Annotated in this window: 15 protein-coding genes; 4 read left to right on the plus strand and 11 right to left on the minus strand. The window is 69.2% G+C overall.

Translation table 11 applies throughout. The annotated features are described in order from the left end of the window. Positions 1-15: 15 nt before the first annotated feature. Complete coding sequence (locus tag ACIBH1_RS35880; protein WP_397318464.1) at positions 16-450, plus strand: tetratricopeptide repeat protein; 435 nt, start codon at positions 16-18, stop codon at positions 448-450. Here ACIBH1_RS35880 and ACIBH1_RS35885 read toward each other — a convergent pair. From ACIBH1_RS35885 to ACIBH1_RS35905, 5 genes are all read right to left on the minus strand, one after another. Next, complete coding sequence (locus ACIBH1_RS35885) at positions 420-809, minus strand: Rrf2 family transcriptional regulator (protein ID WP_181610679.1); 390 nt, start codon at positions 807-809, stop codon at positions 420-422. The genes ACIBH1_RS35880 and ACIBH1_RS35885 overlap by 31 nt on opposite strands. Continuing rightward, positions 806-1,681: an ABC transporter permease gene (locus ACIBH1_RS35890; protein ID WP_397318465.1), complete on the minus strand. Its 876-nt coding sequence runs from the start codon at positions 1,679-1,681 to the stop codon at positions 806-808. Before ACIBH1_RS35890 ends, ACIBH1_RS35885 begins: the two co-directional genes overlap by 4 nt. Next, positions 1,671-2,444 (minus strand): ABC transporter ATP-binding protein, encoded by a 774-nt coding sequence (locus ACIBH1_RS35895; RefSeq protein ID WP_397318466.1) that lies wholly within the window; start codon positions 2,442-2,444, stop codon positions 1,671-1,673. Before ACIBH1_RS35895 ends, ACIBH1_RS35890 begins: the two co-directional genes overlap by 11 nt. 2 nt (positions 2,445-2,446) lie before the next feature. Continuing rightward, positions 2,447-3,481 carry an ABC transporter substrate-binding protein gene (locus ACIBH1_RS35900; RefSeq protein ID WP_397318467.1) on the minus strand — a complete coding sequence of 345 codons (1,035 nt, stop codon included), beginning with the start codon at positions 3,479-3,481 and terminating at the stop codon, positions 2,447-2,449. A gap of 148 nt (positions 3,482-3,629) precedes the next feature. Beyond that, the gene (locus tag ACIBH1_RS35905; protein ID WP_397318468.1) at positions 3,630-4,997 is read right to left on the minus strand and encodes an LCP family protein; all 1,368 of its coding nucleotides are present in this window, start codon (positions 4,995-4,997) and stop codon (positions 3,630-3,632) included. Between the two features lie 125 nt (positions 4,998-5,122). On the opposite strand from ACIBH1_RS35905, the gene ACIBH1_RS35910 reads away from it, so the two are divergent. Further along, a complete protein-coding gene (locus ACIBH1_RS35910; protein ID WP_397318469.1) occupies positions 5,123-5,866 on the plus strand; it encodes a class I SAM-dependent methyltransferase in 744 nt (247 codons plus the stop codon). Here the strand turns inward: ACIBH1_RS35910 and ACIBH1_RS35915 are convergent. The 3 genes from ACIBH1_RS35915 to ACIBH1_RS35925 all read right to left on the minus strand — a co-directional run bounded on the left by ACIBH1_RS35915 (position 5,821) and on the right by ACIBH1_RS35925 (position 9,692). Continuing rightward, a complete protein-coding gene (locus ACIBH1_RS35915; RefSeq protein ID WP_397318470.1) occupies positions 5,821-6,714 on the minus strand; it encodes an NAD-dependent epimerase/dehydratase family protein in 894 nt (297 codons plus the stop codon). The genes ACIBH1_RS35910 and ACIBH1_RS35915 overlap by 46 nt on opposite strands. 282 nt (positions 6,715-6,996) lie before the next feature. Further along, positions 6,997-8,280 carry a cytochrome P450 gene (locus ACIBH1_RS35920; protein WP_397318471.1) on the minus strand — a complete coding sequence of 428 codons (1,284 nt, stop codon included), beginning with the start codon at positions 8,278-8,280 and terminating at the stop codon, positions 6,997-6,999. After that, positions 8,277-9,692, minus strand: coding sequence for a 3-oxoacyl-ACP synthase III family protein (locus ACIBH1_RS35925; RefSeq protein WP_397318472.1), 1,416 nt, complete (start codon positions 9,690-9,692; stop codon positions 8,277-8,279). The genes ACIBH1_RS35920 and ACIBH1_RS35925 overlap by 4 nt, the downstream gene beginning before the upstream one ends. Positions 9,693-9,840: 148 nt before the next feature. On the opposite strand from ACIBH1_RS35925, the gene ACIBH1_RS35930 reads away from it, so the two are divergent. Further along, positions 9,841-11,211, plus strand: a complete 1,371-nt coding sequence (locus ACIBH1_RS35930) for an MFS transporter (protein WP_397318473.1) — start codon at positions 9,841-9,843, stop codon at positions 11,209-11,211. A 14-nt stretch (positions 11,212-11,225) separates the two neighbouring features. On the opposite strand, the gene ACIBH1_RS35935 is transcribed toward ACIBH1_RS35930, so the two are convergent. Together ACIBH1_RS35935 and ACIBH1_RS35940 are read right to left on the minus strand one after the other, a co-directional pair. Then, positions 11,226-11,825 (minus strand): hypothetical protein, encoded by a 600-nt coding sequence (locus ACIBH1_RS35935; protein WP_397318474.1) that lies wholly within the window; start codon positions 11,823-11,825, stop codon positions 11,226-11,228. Further along, positions 11,822-12,463: a hypothetical protein gene (locus ACIBH1_RS35940; protein ID WP_397318475.1), complete on the minus strand. Its 642-nt coding sequence runs from the start codon at positions 12,461-12,463 to the stop codon at positions 11,822-11,824. The genes ACIBH1_RS35935 and ACIBH1_RS35940 overlap by 4 nt, the downstream gene beginning before the upstream one ends. A 142-nt stretch (positions 12,464-12,605) precedes the next feature. Between ACIBH1_RS35940 and ACIBH1_RS35945 the strand changes: the two genes are divergently transcribed. Continuing rightward, entirely contained in the window at positions 12,606-13,484 is an 879-nt protein-coding gene (locus tag ACIBH1_RS35945) for a serine hydrolase domain-containing protein (RefSeq protein ID WP_397318476.1), read from the plus strand. Here the strand turns inward: ACIBH1_RS35945 and ACIBH1_RS35950 are convergent. Beyond that, positions 13,445-14,305, minus strand: coding sequence for a LysR substrate-binding domain-containing protein (locus tag ACIBH1_RS35950; RefSeq protein ID WP_397318477.1), 861 nt, complete (start codon positions 14,303-14,305; stop codon positions 13,445-13,447). The two genes, ACIBH1_RS35945 and ACIBH1_RS35950, sit on opposite strands and share 40 nt — an antisense overlap. Positions 14,306-14,352 lie beyond the last annotated feature (47 nt).

A 14,352-nucleotide genomic window follows, 5' to 3' on the forward strand; every position in this document is an offset into this window, starting at 1 on the left:
GCATAGGGTCCAGCCATGAGTGATGAAGAGCTGAGAATCAAACTGGAAAAGTTGCTTGCCCAGGTCGCCGACAATCCCGACGATCCCGAGCTGAACCGGGAGATCGCCTACACGCACGACGGCCTCGGGCTGGAGCACGACGCCGTGCCGTACTACGAGAAGACCCTGGAACTGGGCGCGTCGGACCGGCAGGGCACGTGGACCGGCTATGGCAGCACGTTGCGGGTGATCGGCCGTTTCGAGGACGCCGTGAAGGCCTTCGACAAGGGACTGGAGGAGTTCCCCGGCGATCCCGCGATGCGGGCCTTCCGCGCGATGGCGTTGTACAACCTCGACCGGTCGCGTGAGGCCGTGGCGGAGCTGCTGCGGGTGCTGGTCGACAACAAGCAGCTCGGCGGCTACGAGCGGGCCGCCGCCTACTACGCGGAGAACCTCGACGAGACGATCTGAGCGAACGTCACCTCGGTGAGCAGCTTGGTCTCGTGCTCGCGCAGCGCGCTCCACACGTCGGCCAGCGGCTGGGCGACGCCGGGATAGTCGCCCTGATACTCCGGGCGTCCTTCGACCAGGTCGATGACGTCGGCCAGGGTGATCTCCGAGGCGGGGCGGGCCAGCCAGTAGCCGCCGTCGGGGCCGCGCAGGCTGTGCACGATGCCGGCCTTGCGGAGCTGGAGCAGGATGTTGTCGAGAAATCGCCGCGGGATCTGCTGGGCCACGGCGATCTTCTCGGCGGGCACCGGACCAGGCGGTGCGGCGGCCAGCTCGGTGACCGCCCGCAACGCGTACTGAGTTCTCGCAGAGATCCTCATTGTTCCTGGCGAAGACCCCAGCGGCGGCGAAGGGCGGTGTTGGCCGCCTCGAAGAGCATGTCGATCACGATGCCGATGACCAGGATGACGATCATCGTGCCGATCAGGCCCGGCGAATCCGACAGCTCGCGTGAGATGGCCAGCTGCTCGCCCAGCGAGGCCTGGTAGGCGATGATCACCATCAGCTCTCCGGCCATCAGCGAGCGCCAGGCGAACGCCCAGCCCTGCTTGAGCCCGGCCAGGAACGACGGCAGCGAGGCGGGCAGGATGACGTGCCGGTACATCTGCAGCCTGCCGAAACCCAGCACCTTGCCCGCCCGCAGGAGCAACGGCGGAGTGTAGTCGACGCCGGCGATCAGGCCGTTGGCGATCGAGGGCGCGGCGCCCAGGACGACCACGAACTGGATGGCCGACTCGGTCAGCCCGAACAGCAGGATCGCGAAGGGGAACCAGGCGATCGACGGCATGGTCTGCAAGCCGGTGATCAGCGAGCCGAAGGCGGCGCGCAGGATGCGGACGCGGGAGACCGCGGCCCCGATGACCAGCCCGATGAGCACCGCCAGCGCGAAGCCGACGACGGCCCTGCGCATCGTGGTGGCCAGGGCCTGGTAGAACTCGGGGTCGGTGACCTTGTTCGCCAGGTCGCCGAAGGTCGTGATCGGCCCGGCGAACACGTACTCCGGCCAGAACCCGGCCATCACCACGGCCTGCCAGATCGCCAGGACGATCACGACGGCGGTGAGCATGGGCCAGGCGTGCCGCCAGACCCTCAGCCCGAACGAGGTGCGCTTGGCGGGGAGCAGTTCGAGCGCGTCGAGCCCGGTGAGCTGCCGCTCGTGGGTGTCGGCGGGGGGCAGGCGGTCAACGGCCATGGCGGCCCACCTCCTCGCGGAGCCGGTCGGTGATCGTGGCGGCGAGGGTGGCGACCTCGGCGGAGTCGGTGCGTCGCGGACGCGGCAGCTCGATCGGGAAGTCCTCGACCACCCGGCCGGGGCGGCTGCTCAGCAGCACGACGCGGTCGCCGAGCCGTACGGCCTCGCGGACGTTGTGGGTGACGAACAGCACGGCCGGCCGGCGCTCGCGCCAGATGCGCTCCAGCTCGTCGTGGAGGATGTCGCGCGTCATCGCGTCGAGCGCGCCGAACGGCTCGTCCATGAGCAGCACGTCGGCCTCCTGGGCCAGCGCCCTGGCCAGCGCGACACGCTGGCGCATGCCGCCCGACAGCTCGTGCGGGCGCTTCTTGCCGAACGCTCCCAGGTGGACCAGGTCGAGCAGCTCCTGGGCACGGGCCCGGCGCTCGTCCTTGCCGACCTTCTCGGCGCGCATGGCCATCTCGACGTTGGCGGTGACGGTGAGCCAGGGGAACAGGGCGGGTTCCTGGAACATCATCGAGATCTTCGACCCGGAGCTGATCTCGCCGCCCGAGACGTCGTCGAGGCCGGCGACCAGGTTGAGCAGGGTGCTCTTGCCGCAGCCCGAGGCGCCGAGCAGGCAGACGAACTCGCCGGGCCGTACGGCCAGCGAGACGCGGTCGAGTGCGAGCAGGTCCTTGCCGTACATCTTGGAGACGGCCTCCAGCCGGACCGCGTAGGCGTCGGTCCGGCTGTCGGCGTGCTCCGTGAGAGGAGCGGTCATCGTCACTTGTCCTTGATCGACTGCTGGCCCTGGGCCGCCAGGACCTCGTTGAGGATCTTCAGGTCGTAGATGCCGTTCAGGTCGACCGGCTCCAGCAGCCCGACCTCGATGGCGTGCTCGGCGCTGCCGGTCAGGGAGGAGGCGATCGGGTCGTTGGTGAAGGTGATGTTCTTGAACGCGCTGTCGAGCACTTCCTGCTTCAGCGGCTTCTGGGTCAGCTTCTCGATCGCGGCGTTGACGGTGGTCGCGGCGGCGGCCGGGTCGTCGTTGATGAACGTGGTCGCCTCGACGTGCGCCTCGATGAGCTTCTTGAGCAGGTCGGGGTTCTCCTTGGCCCAGGCCTGGCGCACGATCAGGTGGGTGATCACGAACTGCTTGCCGGGCCAGAGCTCACGCTCGTCGAGCAGGATCTTGCCCTTGCTCTCCAGGACCAGGCGGCTGGCGAAGGGCTCGGGCACCCAGGCGCCGTCGATGTCGCCGGTGGCGAAGGTCTGCAGGGTCTGGGCGTTCTCCTGCGGGACGATGTGCACGTCGCCGCCGCCCTTGGTGTCGGTGTTCAGGCCGTTCTGCTTGAGCCAGTAGCGCAGCGCCACGTCCTGGGTGTTGCCGAGCTGGGGGGTGGCGATCTTCTTGCCCTTGAGGTCGGCGACGCCGTTGATCTCGGGCTTGGTGACCAGGTAGACGCCGCCGGAGGCCGAGCCGGCGACGATCTTGATGGCCTCGCCCTTGGACTTGGCCCAGGCGTTGATGGCCGGGTTCGGGCCGATGTACGTCGCGTCGATGGCGCCCGAGAAAATCGCCTCGATGGCGGCGGGGCCGGCGTTGAAGGTGCTGGTCTTGACCGGGACGCCCAGGTGCTTGGCGTACAGGCCCTTCTCGGTGCCGACCAGGGCGGTGGAGTGCGTGATGTTCGGGAAGTAGCCGAGGCGCACCTCCTTGGCGGTGCTGCCGGTGGTGCCCCCAGGGCTCTCCGTGGCGCTTCCGCAGGCTGCCGCGGTCATCAGTGCCAGCGCGGCGACCACGGTGCGGATCTTCATGGCTACTCCCTAATTCCTACTTAATAAGTCGGCTATGTGCACATCCAAGACCTATATTTCCTTTACGTCAAGTAGGAATTGGGGAGAGTTAACGCGTGCAGGGCCTATCCACCGTGTGGGCGCTGCACGCGTGACTGGCCGGCCAGGGCTAGCCGCAGGTGCTGTCGAGCGACACCGGCTTGTCGGGTGAGGTGCCGTGCGTCGAGGAGGTCTGCCGGGTGGTCGCCGTCTTCGTGGCGGGCTTCTCGGCCAGGGCGACCCTGACCCGCTGCTTGATCAGCGCCCAGTCCGGATAGACGGTGCTGATCAGCGGCGGCACGAACTGCAGGCTCTTGATCTGGGTGCCCTTGACCTTCATCGACAGGTCGATCAGGGCGGGCAGCAGGCTCTGCGGCACGTCCGTCGAGATGGCCCGCTTGGCGGCGCCGGCGAGCTTCTCGAAGCTGTTGAGCACGGTGATCGGGTCGGCCTGCTTGGCCACCGCGTTGAGCAGGCACTTCTGGCGGCCCATGCGCACGTAGTCGTCGCTGTTCGTCCGGCTCCTGCCGTACCAGAGGGCCTCCTGGCCCGACAGCTTGCGGGTGCCGGCGGCCAGGTAGCCCTCGTTGTACTTGCCGAAGGTGATCGGCTCCTTGATGGTGACCCTCACGCCGCCCATCGCGTCGATGATCTCGGCGAAGCCCTTCATGTCGACCATCGCGTAGTACTCGACCGGGATGCCGAGGATGCCGCTGACGGTCGACTTCAGCAGGGTCGGGCCCCGCTTGCCCTTGTGCACGCCCGGCACCATCTCCGGGTAGTCCTCGGCGTACTGGAAGACCTCGTTGAGCAGGTTCGGCGTGTAGTCGCCCTCACCGGAGAAGCCGCTCGGGAAACGTTCGCGGGCCGGGCCGGCGGGCAGCGGGACGTTCTCCAGGTTGCGCGGCAGGCCGAACAGGGTCGCCGCGCCGGTGGCGGTGTCGACGCTGGCCACGGTCATGCTGTCGGTGCGCACGCCCGGCCGGTTCGGCGCGGCGTCGGCGCCGATGAGCAGGATGTTGACCCGCTTCGCGCCGTTCCAGGGGTCCTCGGCCAGCACCGGCGCGCTCGCCGACGGCGAGAAGAGCGTCGTCACCACGTCGTGCGAGAGGTAGGCCAGGCGCGCGGCGTAGGCGCTGGGCGCGATGATCAGTGCGCAGAGCGAGGCCGCCAGTCCGATGGTCAACATCTGGCCGACCGGGGTAGGGGAAGTGGGCCGGACGAGGATGAAGGACCAGATGATGACTGCTGACCAGGTGATCGCCACCACGGCTAGGCCGACGGTCATCGCGGTGAGCCACCCTGGCTGTACGGCAAGCGGAAGCAGACGGTCGCCGAAGCCGAACACGGCGATGAGCACCGTGGCCAGGACGATCGCGTACGCGCCCATGAGGGCCAGGCCCGTTCGCCGCAGACCCACGACCAGATGGGCCACGCCCCACAACACGGCCGATGCGAGCGTCAGCGCCACGCTCCGGCCGAGGCCAAACTGTTTCATGCCTGTTCAACCCCCGTTACCAGCAGATCTATCACAGGTTAGTAACGGAAGTCGGATGGGTGGGCCAACGTGCAGATTGGGTCACGTCAATTCAGCGCAAGACCTGTCCAGGACTTGATGTGGGTATGCGGGGACGATACGGATTCGACGCGCCGGTGCCCTTCTTCGGGCTGATCGTGGGAGCGCTGCTGCTGGCAGGGCTGGCCGTGCTCTCCTTCCGTGCCGACATCATCGCGGCAGGGGTGGCGTTCGTCGTGGGTGCGCTTTACACGGCTATGAGTGCTTTCAGCTATGCGTACACCGAGCGGCGCGGCAAGTTCGCGGTCTGGTCCCGGGTGCTGGAGCTCGGCGGGGCCGAGCAGGTGCTCGACCTGGGATGCGGGCGCGGCGCCGTCCTGATGTCGGCGGCGCGGCGGCTGGAGTCAGGGCGGGCCGTCGGCGTGGACCACGCGCCCGGCGCCGTCCACGCGGCCGCGCGCAACGCCGCCCTCGAAGGGGTCGACGACCTGGTCGAAGTGGTCACCGGCGACCTGCGGGCGCTGCCGTTCGACGATCGCCGCTTCGACGTCGCGGTGTCAGGGCTGGCCTTCAAGGACCTGGCCACCGCCGGCGACCGGGCCGAGGCCGTGGGGGAGGCGCTGCGGGTGGTCAGGCCCGGCGGGCGATTGTTGCTGGCGGACGTGCGGCATGCGCTGGAGTACGAAAACGTGCTGCGCGGGCTCGGCGTGACCGACGTGCGGCGGCGCGACCTCGGGTGGCGCTACTGGTACGGCGGGCCATGGTTCGCCACGTGGCTCGTCGAGGCCCGGCGACCCCGCGAGGATCACCAGGCGGAGGCGCCCTCGAACGAGGTGGGCGACGGGTCATAGCCCAGATGCCTCCTCGCCGCCGTGATGTCCAGTGTGCGCTCGACGGCCAGGTGGCCCACGGCATACCGGGTCAAGGTCGGGCGCTTCGACAACACCTCGCTGAGGGTGGCCAGCGCCAGGGCGGGCTTCTCCGGGATGTAGCGCGGGGTGGCCCTGACGGACCGGTGACGAAGGATCGCACGCAGCGCCTCATCAAGGGTGAGCGGCTCCGCGTCGGTCACGTTGTACACCCCCGGGCGGCTGTCCACGGCCAGCAGGCAGGCTTGCGCGAGGTTATCCACAGACGTGAGGCTCACCCGCTGAGCACCCGTCCCGACCGCGAGAAGATGGCGGCCCCTGACCGCCCGCAACACCCTCGGGAGGAGCGTGGTGTCCCCGTGGCCGTAGATCGCGTGAGGCCTGAGGATGACCGCCCGGCCCATCACCGCCCGCTCCGCGGCCGCCTTCGACGCGCCATAGGCGTTCACATATCTCGCTACCGGCGCCTGTTCCTCCTTCGCCATCACCGTGGGGCGGAACGGGTCATAGACGCTCGCCGTGCTGACGTGCACGAAGACCGCGTCGGGGAAGGCGCTGACGGCCGCCTCGGTGCCCAGGAGGTTGGCGCGCCAGATCTCCGCGGGCGGTCCCCAGTCGGTGACGCTGCCGGCGCAATGGACCACGGCGTCCACGTCGAGGGCTGGGGGCGCGCCCCTGGTGAGATCCCACGACCGGTACGGCACGCCTGGCGGCAGGCCGTCGGCCCGGCGGCGGCGGCCGAAGGCATGCACCTGCCAGCCCTTCGCCACCGCGGCCCTGACCACAGCGCCACCCACGAAGCCGGAGGCTCCGGTGACGGCCAGTCTCATGGGGCTCCTCCTGCTTGGTCAGCACGTCGGTCGTCTCTTAGGTCGTCTCACAGGTCGTCTCTCGGGTCAGCTCCCATCCCAGCTCCTGGCCCGCCTTGCGAGCCGACTCGTGGCCCGACGCGCGGCCCGCCTCCTGGCTCGACTCGTGGGCCGTCTTCTCGCCCCGCGCCCTGCGCCTCGCCCTGCCTCGCGCCCTGCCTCGCGCCCTGCCTCGCGCCCTGCCTCGCGCCCTGCCCCGCGCCCCGCCTCGCTACCTGGCCCGCGCCCCGCCTCGCTCCTCGGTCAGCGGGCGTCACGGGGTTCGACCCTTCGCACGAGCAGCTCGGCATAGGTCGGCAGCAGCACCCCGCGCGCCGCCCTCCGGCGCACCACCGTGACCTCCGTCCGGAGCACCACGGAGGCCACGGCCTTGATCTCCTCCACAGCCAGCGGATAGCCGATGCAGAAATGCGCCCCCGCGCCGAACCACAGCCGCCTCAGCTCGGGCGGATGCCTACGCGTCGGGTCGAAGCCCCCGGCGGCACGAGCGCAGTTGTGCGTCACGATCATCACCCGGTCGCCGGGGCGCACACCCACGTCCCCGACCCGCGCCGCGCGAGACACCGAACGGAGCATGACGGGGGTGGGGGTGGTGATCCTCATGGCCTCCTCGATCGCCCGACCAAGGTCGACGGCGAGGCCGTGACCATGGTCACGGTCGAGAACGACACCTGGCTCGCTACCGCCGCCATGCTCTTCAAGGCACCCATCCCCCCGCCTGTCGTCGCGCTCGCCCGCAGCCCCTTCGGCGCGCCCGCCACCAGACCCCAAGAACCCGTGATCGTGCAGCAACGCCACCAACCGCGGCACGAACGTCGCCACCGTCTCCGTCCCCGTGAGAAAGAACGCCCCCGCCGCCCCCCGAGCCTCCGCCTCCGACAACCCCAGCTCGCTCATCCGCCCCATCACCGTGCCCGGATCCCCGTCACGATAGGCAGCCGAGGCGATGTCGCCGATCCGGTCAAGCACCTCCCTGGCCACCTTCACCTGCCGCCCCGACAGGCTGCGGGTGCGCAGCGACACCATCGAGACCACCCGCTCCCCATCGGCGAACAGCTCCCGCGCACGCTCCTCCGACACCTCGCCGAGCCCGATGACCCTGCAGATCACCGCCCCGGCCATCAGCCGCATCGTGTCCACCAGGTCGACTGTCTCGCCCCGCGCCAGCCGGGCCTCGAGCTCGTCGAGCGGTCTCGCGAGCACGTCGGCCACCAGCGCCCGCACCGTCGCGGGCACGAACAACGGCGCAAGCTTCGCCCGGAGCGCGGCATGCGCCTCGCCCTCCATGTTGAGCAGCACCGACGGTCCCAGCACCGGCGTCCACAGGTCGCCGGGCGAGCCGGGCCCGTCCTTGCGGAAGGCAGGATCCATCAGCACCCGCCGAGCCACCGCCGCGTCGTTGACCACCACGCCCAGCCTCGGCACCCTCACCACCGGCCCCAGCCGCGCGAGCAGCCGCAGCAACGGATAGGCGAAGGGATGCGCCGCCAGATAGAGCCGTGCCTCGTGATCCAGGAACCTGGTCACATCTCCGCCAGCATCACACCCAGGCTGATCCCGCCGCCCAGCCCCAGTAAGGCGACCCGGTCACCCGCCTGCCACGGGCCGAGCGACAGCTGCAGGGGGAGGGTGGCCGATGCGCAGTTACCGTGCTCGGGCAGCGTCACCACCAGCTTGTCCTCGGGGATGTCCAGCGACCGGGCCAGGAAGTCCAGGTACGGCAGCGCCACCTGGTGCACGGCGACCATGGCGAAGTCGTCCCAGTGCATCCCGGTGCGCTTCAACGCGTCCAGGAAGAGGTCGGGCCCGACGAGCTCGAACGCCTCCTTCAGCCGCCGGCCGTCACCGCGGAAGTAGGAGTAGTCGGGATCGCGCGGATGCGCCGACCCACCGCCCGGCAGAGTGCCGATGGCCCAGGCGGTGGAGTCGGCCGAGAAGCCGCGGTAGAAGATGCCCCGGTCGGCATCCGCCTCGACCAGGACTGCGGCTCCCGAGTCCGAGAGCGTGTATCCGGCGAACGAGTCGACGAACTGCGCGCGGTCGCGCACCTGCCAGCGAATGGCGCGCGACGGCGTCTCACCCGTGCAGACGAGCACCCGCCGGTGCGCGCCCGTGAGGATGAGCGCTTCGGCGATCTGGATGCCGTTGAGGAGGCTGTTGCACGCGTTCTTCACGTCGAAGACGGGACAGGTGAGGGCGAGCTTGGCGGCGACGATGTGGGCGGTGGCGGGCTCGACCATGTCTTGGGAGGCGGAGGCGAAGATCAGCAGGTCGATGTCCCCGCGCTCCACCGGCCGCACCACCCCATCAGCCCACCGCACCTCCGGCTGCCCGCTCTGACCCGCGCCTCCCTCTCCACGCCCCTGCACGCCCGGCCCCTGCACGCCACGCCTCTGCACGCCACGCCCCTGTACGCCAGGCCCTTGCACGCCAGGCGCCTCCACGCCAGGCCCCTGCGTGCCAAGCCGCACGCCTGCCGTCTGCGAGTCAGGCCGTCCGCCGAGCGTCTGCGGGCCCGGCCTTACGCCCGGGGTCTGCACGCCGTGCCTCGCCTCGGGCGCTCCCGAGCCCAGCCTTACGTCGGGCGCCGCCGAGCCCAGCCCTACGCCGGGCGCATTCGAGCCAAGTCTCCCACCAGGCGCGTCCGAGCCCAGCCGTCCATCCGGCGAGCCCAGCCGTCCGTCCGATGTGCCGAGCCGTACCGCGGACCCTCGCGGGCCGCCACGCTCCGCGAGCGGGGCGAGGATGCGGAGGGCCGCCTCCGCCGCCAGGTCCGATGCCTGTTGTCCCGGCGCGGCCACGTGCCGTCGGCGGATGCCCGTCATGCGCTCGACGATCCCGCGCGGAGGCCGGTACCCCGACACCGACTGCTCCACCTCGTCGCTGGTGAGCGTCCTGGCCGGAAGGTAGCTGGCGATCACGCTGATGCGGGCTCTCATTCCCCGCAATCTAGCGAGTGAGGATTGCAGCGAGGTTGAGCATCTCTTGCGGTGTTATGGGTAGCGCGTCACGCTTATGACGACGGGTACTGTCTCCACCAAAGTCCCGGCCCGCCTTGACCGCCTCCCCTGGTCGCGCTGGCATTGGATGATCGTCATCGGCCTCGGAACCGTCTGGATCCTCGACGGCCTGGAAGTGACGATCGTGGGCAATCTCTCCGCCCAGCTGGCCAAGCCCGGCAGTGGGGTCGAGATCACCCAAGCCCAGGTCGCGGGTCTGGCAGCGGCGCTCTACGTGGCGGGAGCGTGTACGGGCGCGTTGTTCTTCGGCTGGCTGACCGACAAGTTCGGCCGCAAGAAGCTGTTCATCATCACCTTGCTCGTCTATCTGGTCGCCACCGCGATGACGGCGTTCTCCTTCAGCGCCTGGTGGTTCTTCCTGTTCCGTTTCATGACGGGTTTCGGCATCGGCGGTGAATACGCGGCGATCAACTCCGCGATCGACGAGCTGATCCCGAGCAGGCATCGCGGCCGCATCGACATCATCATCAACGGCAGCTTCTGGCTGGGCGCGGCGGCGGGCGCGTTGCTGACCGTCCCGCTGTTGAACAATTTCGCCGTCAACGTCGGCTGGCGCATCGCGTTCGGGCTGGGTGTGGTGCTGGGCATCGGCATCCTGCTGGTGCGGCGGCACGTGCCGGAGAGCCCGAGGTGGTTGTTCATCCACGGCCGGGGTGACGAGGCCGAGGGCATCGTGCGCGGCATCGAGGACGAGGTGGAGCGCGAGACGGGCGAGCGGCTGGAGGAGCCGCAGCAGGAGATGACGATCCACACCCGCCACTCGATCGGCTTCGTCCGCATCGCGCACACGATGGTGGCGCTCTACCCCAAGCGCACGATTCTGGGTCTGTCGCTCTTCCTGGGCCAGGCGTTCCTCTACAACGCGATCACCTTCGGTTACGCGCAGATCCTGTCGACGTTCTTCAAGATCGACACGAACGCGGGCTACTACTTCGCCGTCATCTGTGTCGGCAACCTGCTCGGCCCGCTGCTGCTGGGGCCGCTGTTCGACACGGTCGGCCGGGTGCCGATGATCTCGGCGACCTACATCGGGTCCGGGGTGTTGCTGCTGGGTACGGCGTGGCTGTTCAACCAGGGCGTGCTGACCGCGGTGACGCTGACGGCGTGCTGGTGCGTGGTGCTGTTCTTCGCCTCGGCGGGCGCCTCGGCGGCCTATCTGACGGTGAGCGAGATCTTCCCGATGGAGACGCGGGCGATGGCGATCGCGTTCTTCTACGCCATCGGCACCGCGGCGGGCGGCATCGCCGGGCCGCTGATCTTCGCTTCGCTCGTGGAGACGGGGGTGCCGGGCAACACGGCGCTGGCCTTCACGATCGGCGCCATCGTGATGATCTTCGGCGGGATCGTGGAGTTGTTCTTGGGGGTGAAGGCCGAGCGCAAGGGGCTGGAGGAGATCGCCGCGCCCCTGAGCGCCGCCACGGCCGCCGCCAAGTCCTGACCATCACGCCAGGGTCAGGCGACGTAGCGGCGCATCAGCCCCGACACCTGGCCGAGGTCGGCGAGGTACAGATGGGGCACATCCACGAAGATCCGCATGGAGCCGCAGCCCAGGCCGAGAATCCGCGCCATCCCGGCCTGGACGTCTGCGAGCGGCACATAGTTCAGATAGCTCGTGTAAGCGTTCTGCGACCGGAAGGCCGCAGTCATCACCAGCCGCTCCTGCCTGATCCGGAACGCCACCCCGGTCAGGCAGGGCACCTCGTTGGCCGGCTCGGCCGGCCGGGTGAGCGAGATCCACGCGCTCTTGCTGTACGGCTTGGCCCGCAGCACCTCGCTCGCCCACTGGACCTGGCCGTTGATGCGTTCCCCGTAGCTGTACTTGAAGGGCGCCACGACCTCGTTCTCGGTGAATTTCCTGGCGTAGAGGGCAGCCTTGGCCGCGTCGCCGTACCGCTCGATGAGCGGGTCGCGCCGGTCCACCTGCTTGATGGAGAAGAGCACCGCCGGAGCCTCGAGGACGGGCCCGCGGTCGTCGTCGGCCAGCGTGCCGTACGCCTGGACATGGCGCATCAGCCAGAACCACGCCTCACCGCAGGAGGCCTGTTCGATCATGGGTAACGCCTCCGCCTGGAGATGTTGCAGCGCACGTAGTAGACCGAATAGTGGAGCAGCGCGACCATCAGGATGCTGATCAGCAGCAGGGTCAAGTTGGGTGACTGGCGGGCCAGGCCGGTGACGCCGACGGTGAGGTAGGCGGAGTTGGCGATGGCCAGCATCATGACGTTGATGCCGGGCCAGGTGAGCGGCGCGTAGGTCTCTGGGAACTGCGGGTTGGTCGGCAGGTTGGGCGACCAGTTGAGATCCTTCTTGAGCCGTCCGGTGTAGAGCAGGCGGAAGTTGTTGAGCGCCCGCGCGGTCCTGGCGTGCGCGTCGACGGCTTCGATCATGCGCAGGAACGGCAGCACGCCGAGCACCCCGAAGGCCGCGACCAGGGCGAACAGGTACCAGGGCACGGTCTCCCAGCTGGTCAGGCTGGCCGGGTCGACGACCTTGGTGCTGGCCAGCGCGATCGCCGCCGCGAAGGGCGCGGACAGCAGGCTCATCGCCAGCCTGGTCATTTTCAGCCGTTCATCCTTGGCGGCGAGGTGAACCGCGTAGATGCCGGTGAAGTCCACCGCTGCGAGGTGGAGGAAGTGGCTCGTTTCGAGCTGCTCGTCCTCCGTGGCCATGCGTGGGGGTGTCTTCCGCATGAGGACGCTCCTGGACTGGGTTCCTTCAGTATGCGCACTCTCCGCCGCATTTCCAGGGCTTTCTTGCCATTTGTTCCAACAAATCTCAACTGGTATGGGTCAGGATGGACCCTCACACGGTGTCATGCCCTAGAAAGACAACATGACAGCTGATTGGTGGCACCCCGACCTGCACGGACTCGTCGTTCTCCAGGGTGACGAGCTGATCTTCGAGAGGTACGGCGAGGGCGAGGACTACCGGCTCGACGAGGCGCTCGGACACGTGAGGTTCGGCCCGGAGACGCCGCACGACATCCGGTCGGTTAGCAAGAGCGTGGTCGGCCTGCTGTACGGTACGGCGCTCGCCGAGGGGGCGGTGCCCGAGCCCTCCGCGAGTCTGATGGAGCAGTTCCCCGAATATGGCGACATCTCAGGCAAGGACGCCCTCACGATCCAGCACGCCCTCACCATGACCCTGGGCCTGCACTGGGACGAGAGCGTGCCGTACACCAGCATCGCCAACAGCGAGATCGCCATGGAGATGGCGCCCGACCGCTACCGCTACATCCTGGAGCAGCCGCTGGTCCAGGAGCCCGGCACGGGATGGCACTACACCGGCGGCGCGTCGGCCCTGGTGGGGCGCATCATCGAGAAGGGCACGAGCCTGCCGCTGGAGGAGTACGCGGACGCCAGGCTCTTCCGGCCGCTCGGCATCTCGTCGTGGGAGTGGTCGCGTGGAGCCGACGGCGTGGTGCTGGCCGCATCGGGCCTGCGGCTCGCGCCCCGCGAGCTCGCCGCGATCGGGCGGTTCGCGATGGAGGTGCCCCTGGAGCCGATGATCAAGCGCGAGGACGGCGGTTCGTACGGCATGCAGTGGTATGTCGGCGACGGCTGGCGGGGCGGCTTCGGCAACGGCGGGCAGCGCCTGATCGTCTTCCCGGCGCGCAAGGTGGTCATCGCGGCGACCGCCGGGCTCTACAACAACGACACCGCGACCGTCGATCAGCTGCTCTGGAACACCGTCATCCCCGCCATCACCTGATGGAACGCGCTGACCGCCGGATGCCCGCCGTATCCTCGCCGGAAGGCGATCAACGTGCGGCGGCTGATCGGCAGCGGCGTCAGCCGTACGCCCGGGTGGGGTGAGCGCGCCGCCAGTTCCGGCACCAGCGCGACGCCCTGCCCGGCGGCGGCGAAGGCCAGGACCGTGTCGAAGTCGTCGAGATGATGGCGCGCCCGCGGCTCGAACCCGGCCGCCTGGCAGGCCCGGATCGTCATGGTGTGGCAGAGCGTGCCGGGTTTGGCGAGGATCCACGGATCGTCGCGGGCCTCCTCCAGGCTCGCGCGCTGGGTCAGGAAGACCGCCTCGCTGAACAAGGCGTGGGTCTCGACGCTGCGATCGGTGATCGGCGGGACGAAGTCGTACTCATGGATCAGCGCCACGTCCAGCTCGCCCGCGCGCAGCGCCGCCGAGACGTCGGCCGGATCGATCTCGGTGACCATCGGCTCCAGGCCGGGCGGCAGCCCGGCGAGGGCGGGCGGGAGCAGGGTGCGGGCGGCCGTGGGGAACGCGCCGATCCGCAGCGGCCCGCGCGGCCCCTCTGTCACCGCCCGGAGCGCCGCTTCGGCGCGTTCGAGCTGCTCAAGTACGGCTTGCGCGTGCTCGACCAGCAGGTGCGCGGCCGGGGTCAGGGTGACCGTGCGGCCGGTCCGCTCCAGCAGGGGCACGCCCGCCTCACGTTCGAGCGCGGACAACTGCTGCGAAACCGCGCTCGGGGTGAACGTGAGCGCCTCGGCCACGGCGGCGATCGTGCCGCGATGGGCCAGTTCGCGCAGGAGGCGGAGCTTGCGAGGGTCCAGCATCAGATCAGCTTACGCTCAACAGCACAAACGTGAACTGGACCTGCACG

The sequence above is a fragment of the Nonomuraea sp. NPDC050663 genome (assembly GCF_044456985.1).
Taxonomy (GTDB): domain Bacteria; phylum Actinomycetota; class Actinomycetes; order Streptosporangiales; family Streptosporangiaceae; genus Nonomuraea.

What these genes read in the sequence shown, in the direction of transcription:
- ACIBH1_RS35880 (WP_397318464.1), top strand. Translation starts at nt 16, where the DNA reads ATGAGTGATGAAGAGCTGAGAATCAAACTGGAAAAGTTGCTTGCCCAG.
- ACIBH1_RS35885 (WP_181610679.1), bottom strand. Translation starts at nt 809, where the DNA reads ATGAGGATCTCTGCGAGAACTCAGTACGCGTTGCGGGCGGTCACCGAG.
- ACIBH1_RS35890 (WP_397318465.1), bottom strand. Translation starts at nt 1,681, where the DNA reads ATGGCCGTTGACCGCCTGCCCCCCGCCGACACCCACGAGCGGCAGCTC.
- ACIBH1_RS35895 (WP_397318466.1), bottom strand. Translation starts at nt 2,444, where the DNA reads ATGACCGCTCCTCTCACGGAGCACGCCGACAGCCGGACCGACGCCTAC.
- ACIBH1_RS35900 (WP_397318467.1), bottom strand. Translation starts at nt 3,481, where the DNA reads ATGAAGATCCGCACCGTGGTCGCCGCGCTGGCACTGATGACCGCGGCA.
- ACIBH1_RS35905 (WP_397318468.1), bottom strand. Translation starts at nt 4,997, where the DNA reads ATGAAACAGTTTGGCCTCGGCCGGAGCGTGGCGCTGACGCTCGCATCG.
- ACIBH1_RS35910 (WP_397318469.1), top strand. Translation starts at nt 5,123, where the DNA reads ATGCGGGGACGATACGGATTCGACGCGCCGGTGCCCTTCTTCGGGCTG.
- ACIBH1_RS35915 (WP_397318470.1), bottom strand. Translation starts at nt 6,714, where the DNA reads ATGAGACTGGCCGTCACCGGAGCCTCCGGCTTCGTGGGTGGCGCTGTG.
- ACIBH1_RS35925 (WP_397318472.1), bottom strand. Translation starts at nt 9,692, where the DNA reads ATGAGAGCCCGCATCAGCGTGATCGCCAGCTACCTTCCGGCCAGGACG.
- ACIBH1_RS35930 (WP_397318473.1), top strand. Translation starts at nt 9,841, where the DNA reads ATGATCGTCATCGGCCTCGGAACCGTCTGGATCCTCGACGGCCTGGAA.
- ACIBH1_RS35935 (WP_397318474.1), bottom strand. Translation starts at nt 11,825, where the DNA reads ATGATCGAACAGGCCTCCTGCGGTGAGGCGTGGTTCTGGCTGATGCGC.
- ACIBH1_RS35940 (WP_397318475.1), bottom strand. Translation starts at nt 12,463, where the DNA reads ATGCGGAAGACACCCCCACGCATGGCCACGGAGGACGAGCAGCTCGAA.
- ACIBH1_RS35945 (WP_397318476.1), top strand. Translation starts at nt 12,606, where the DNA reads ATGACAGCTGATTGGTGGCACCCCGACCTGCACGGACTCGTCGTTCTC.
- ACIBH1_RS35950 (WP_397318477.1), bottom strand. Translation starts at nt 14,305, where the DNA reads ATGCTGGACCCTCGCAAGCTCCGCCTCCTGCGCGAACTGGCCCATCGC.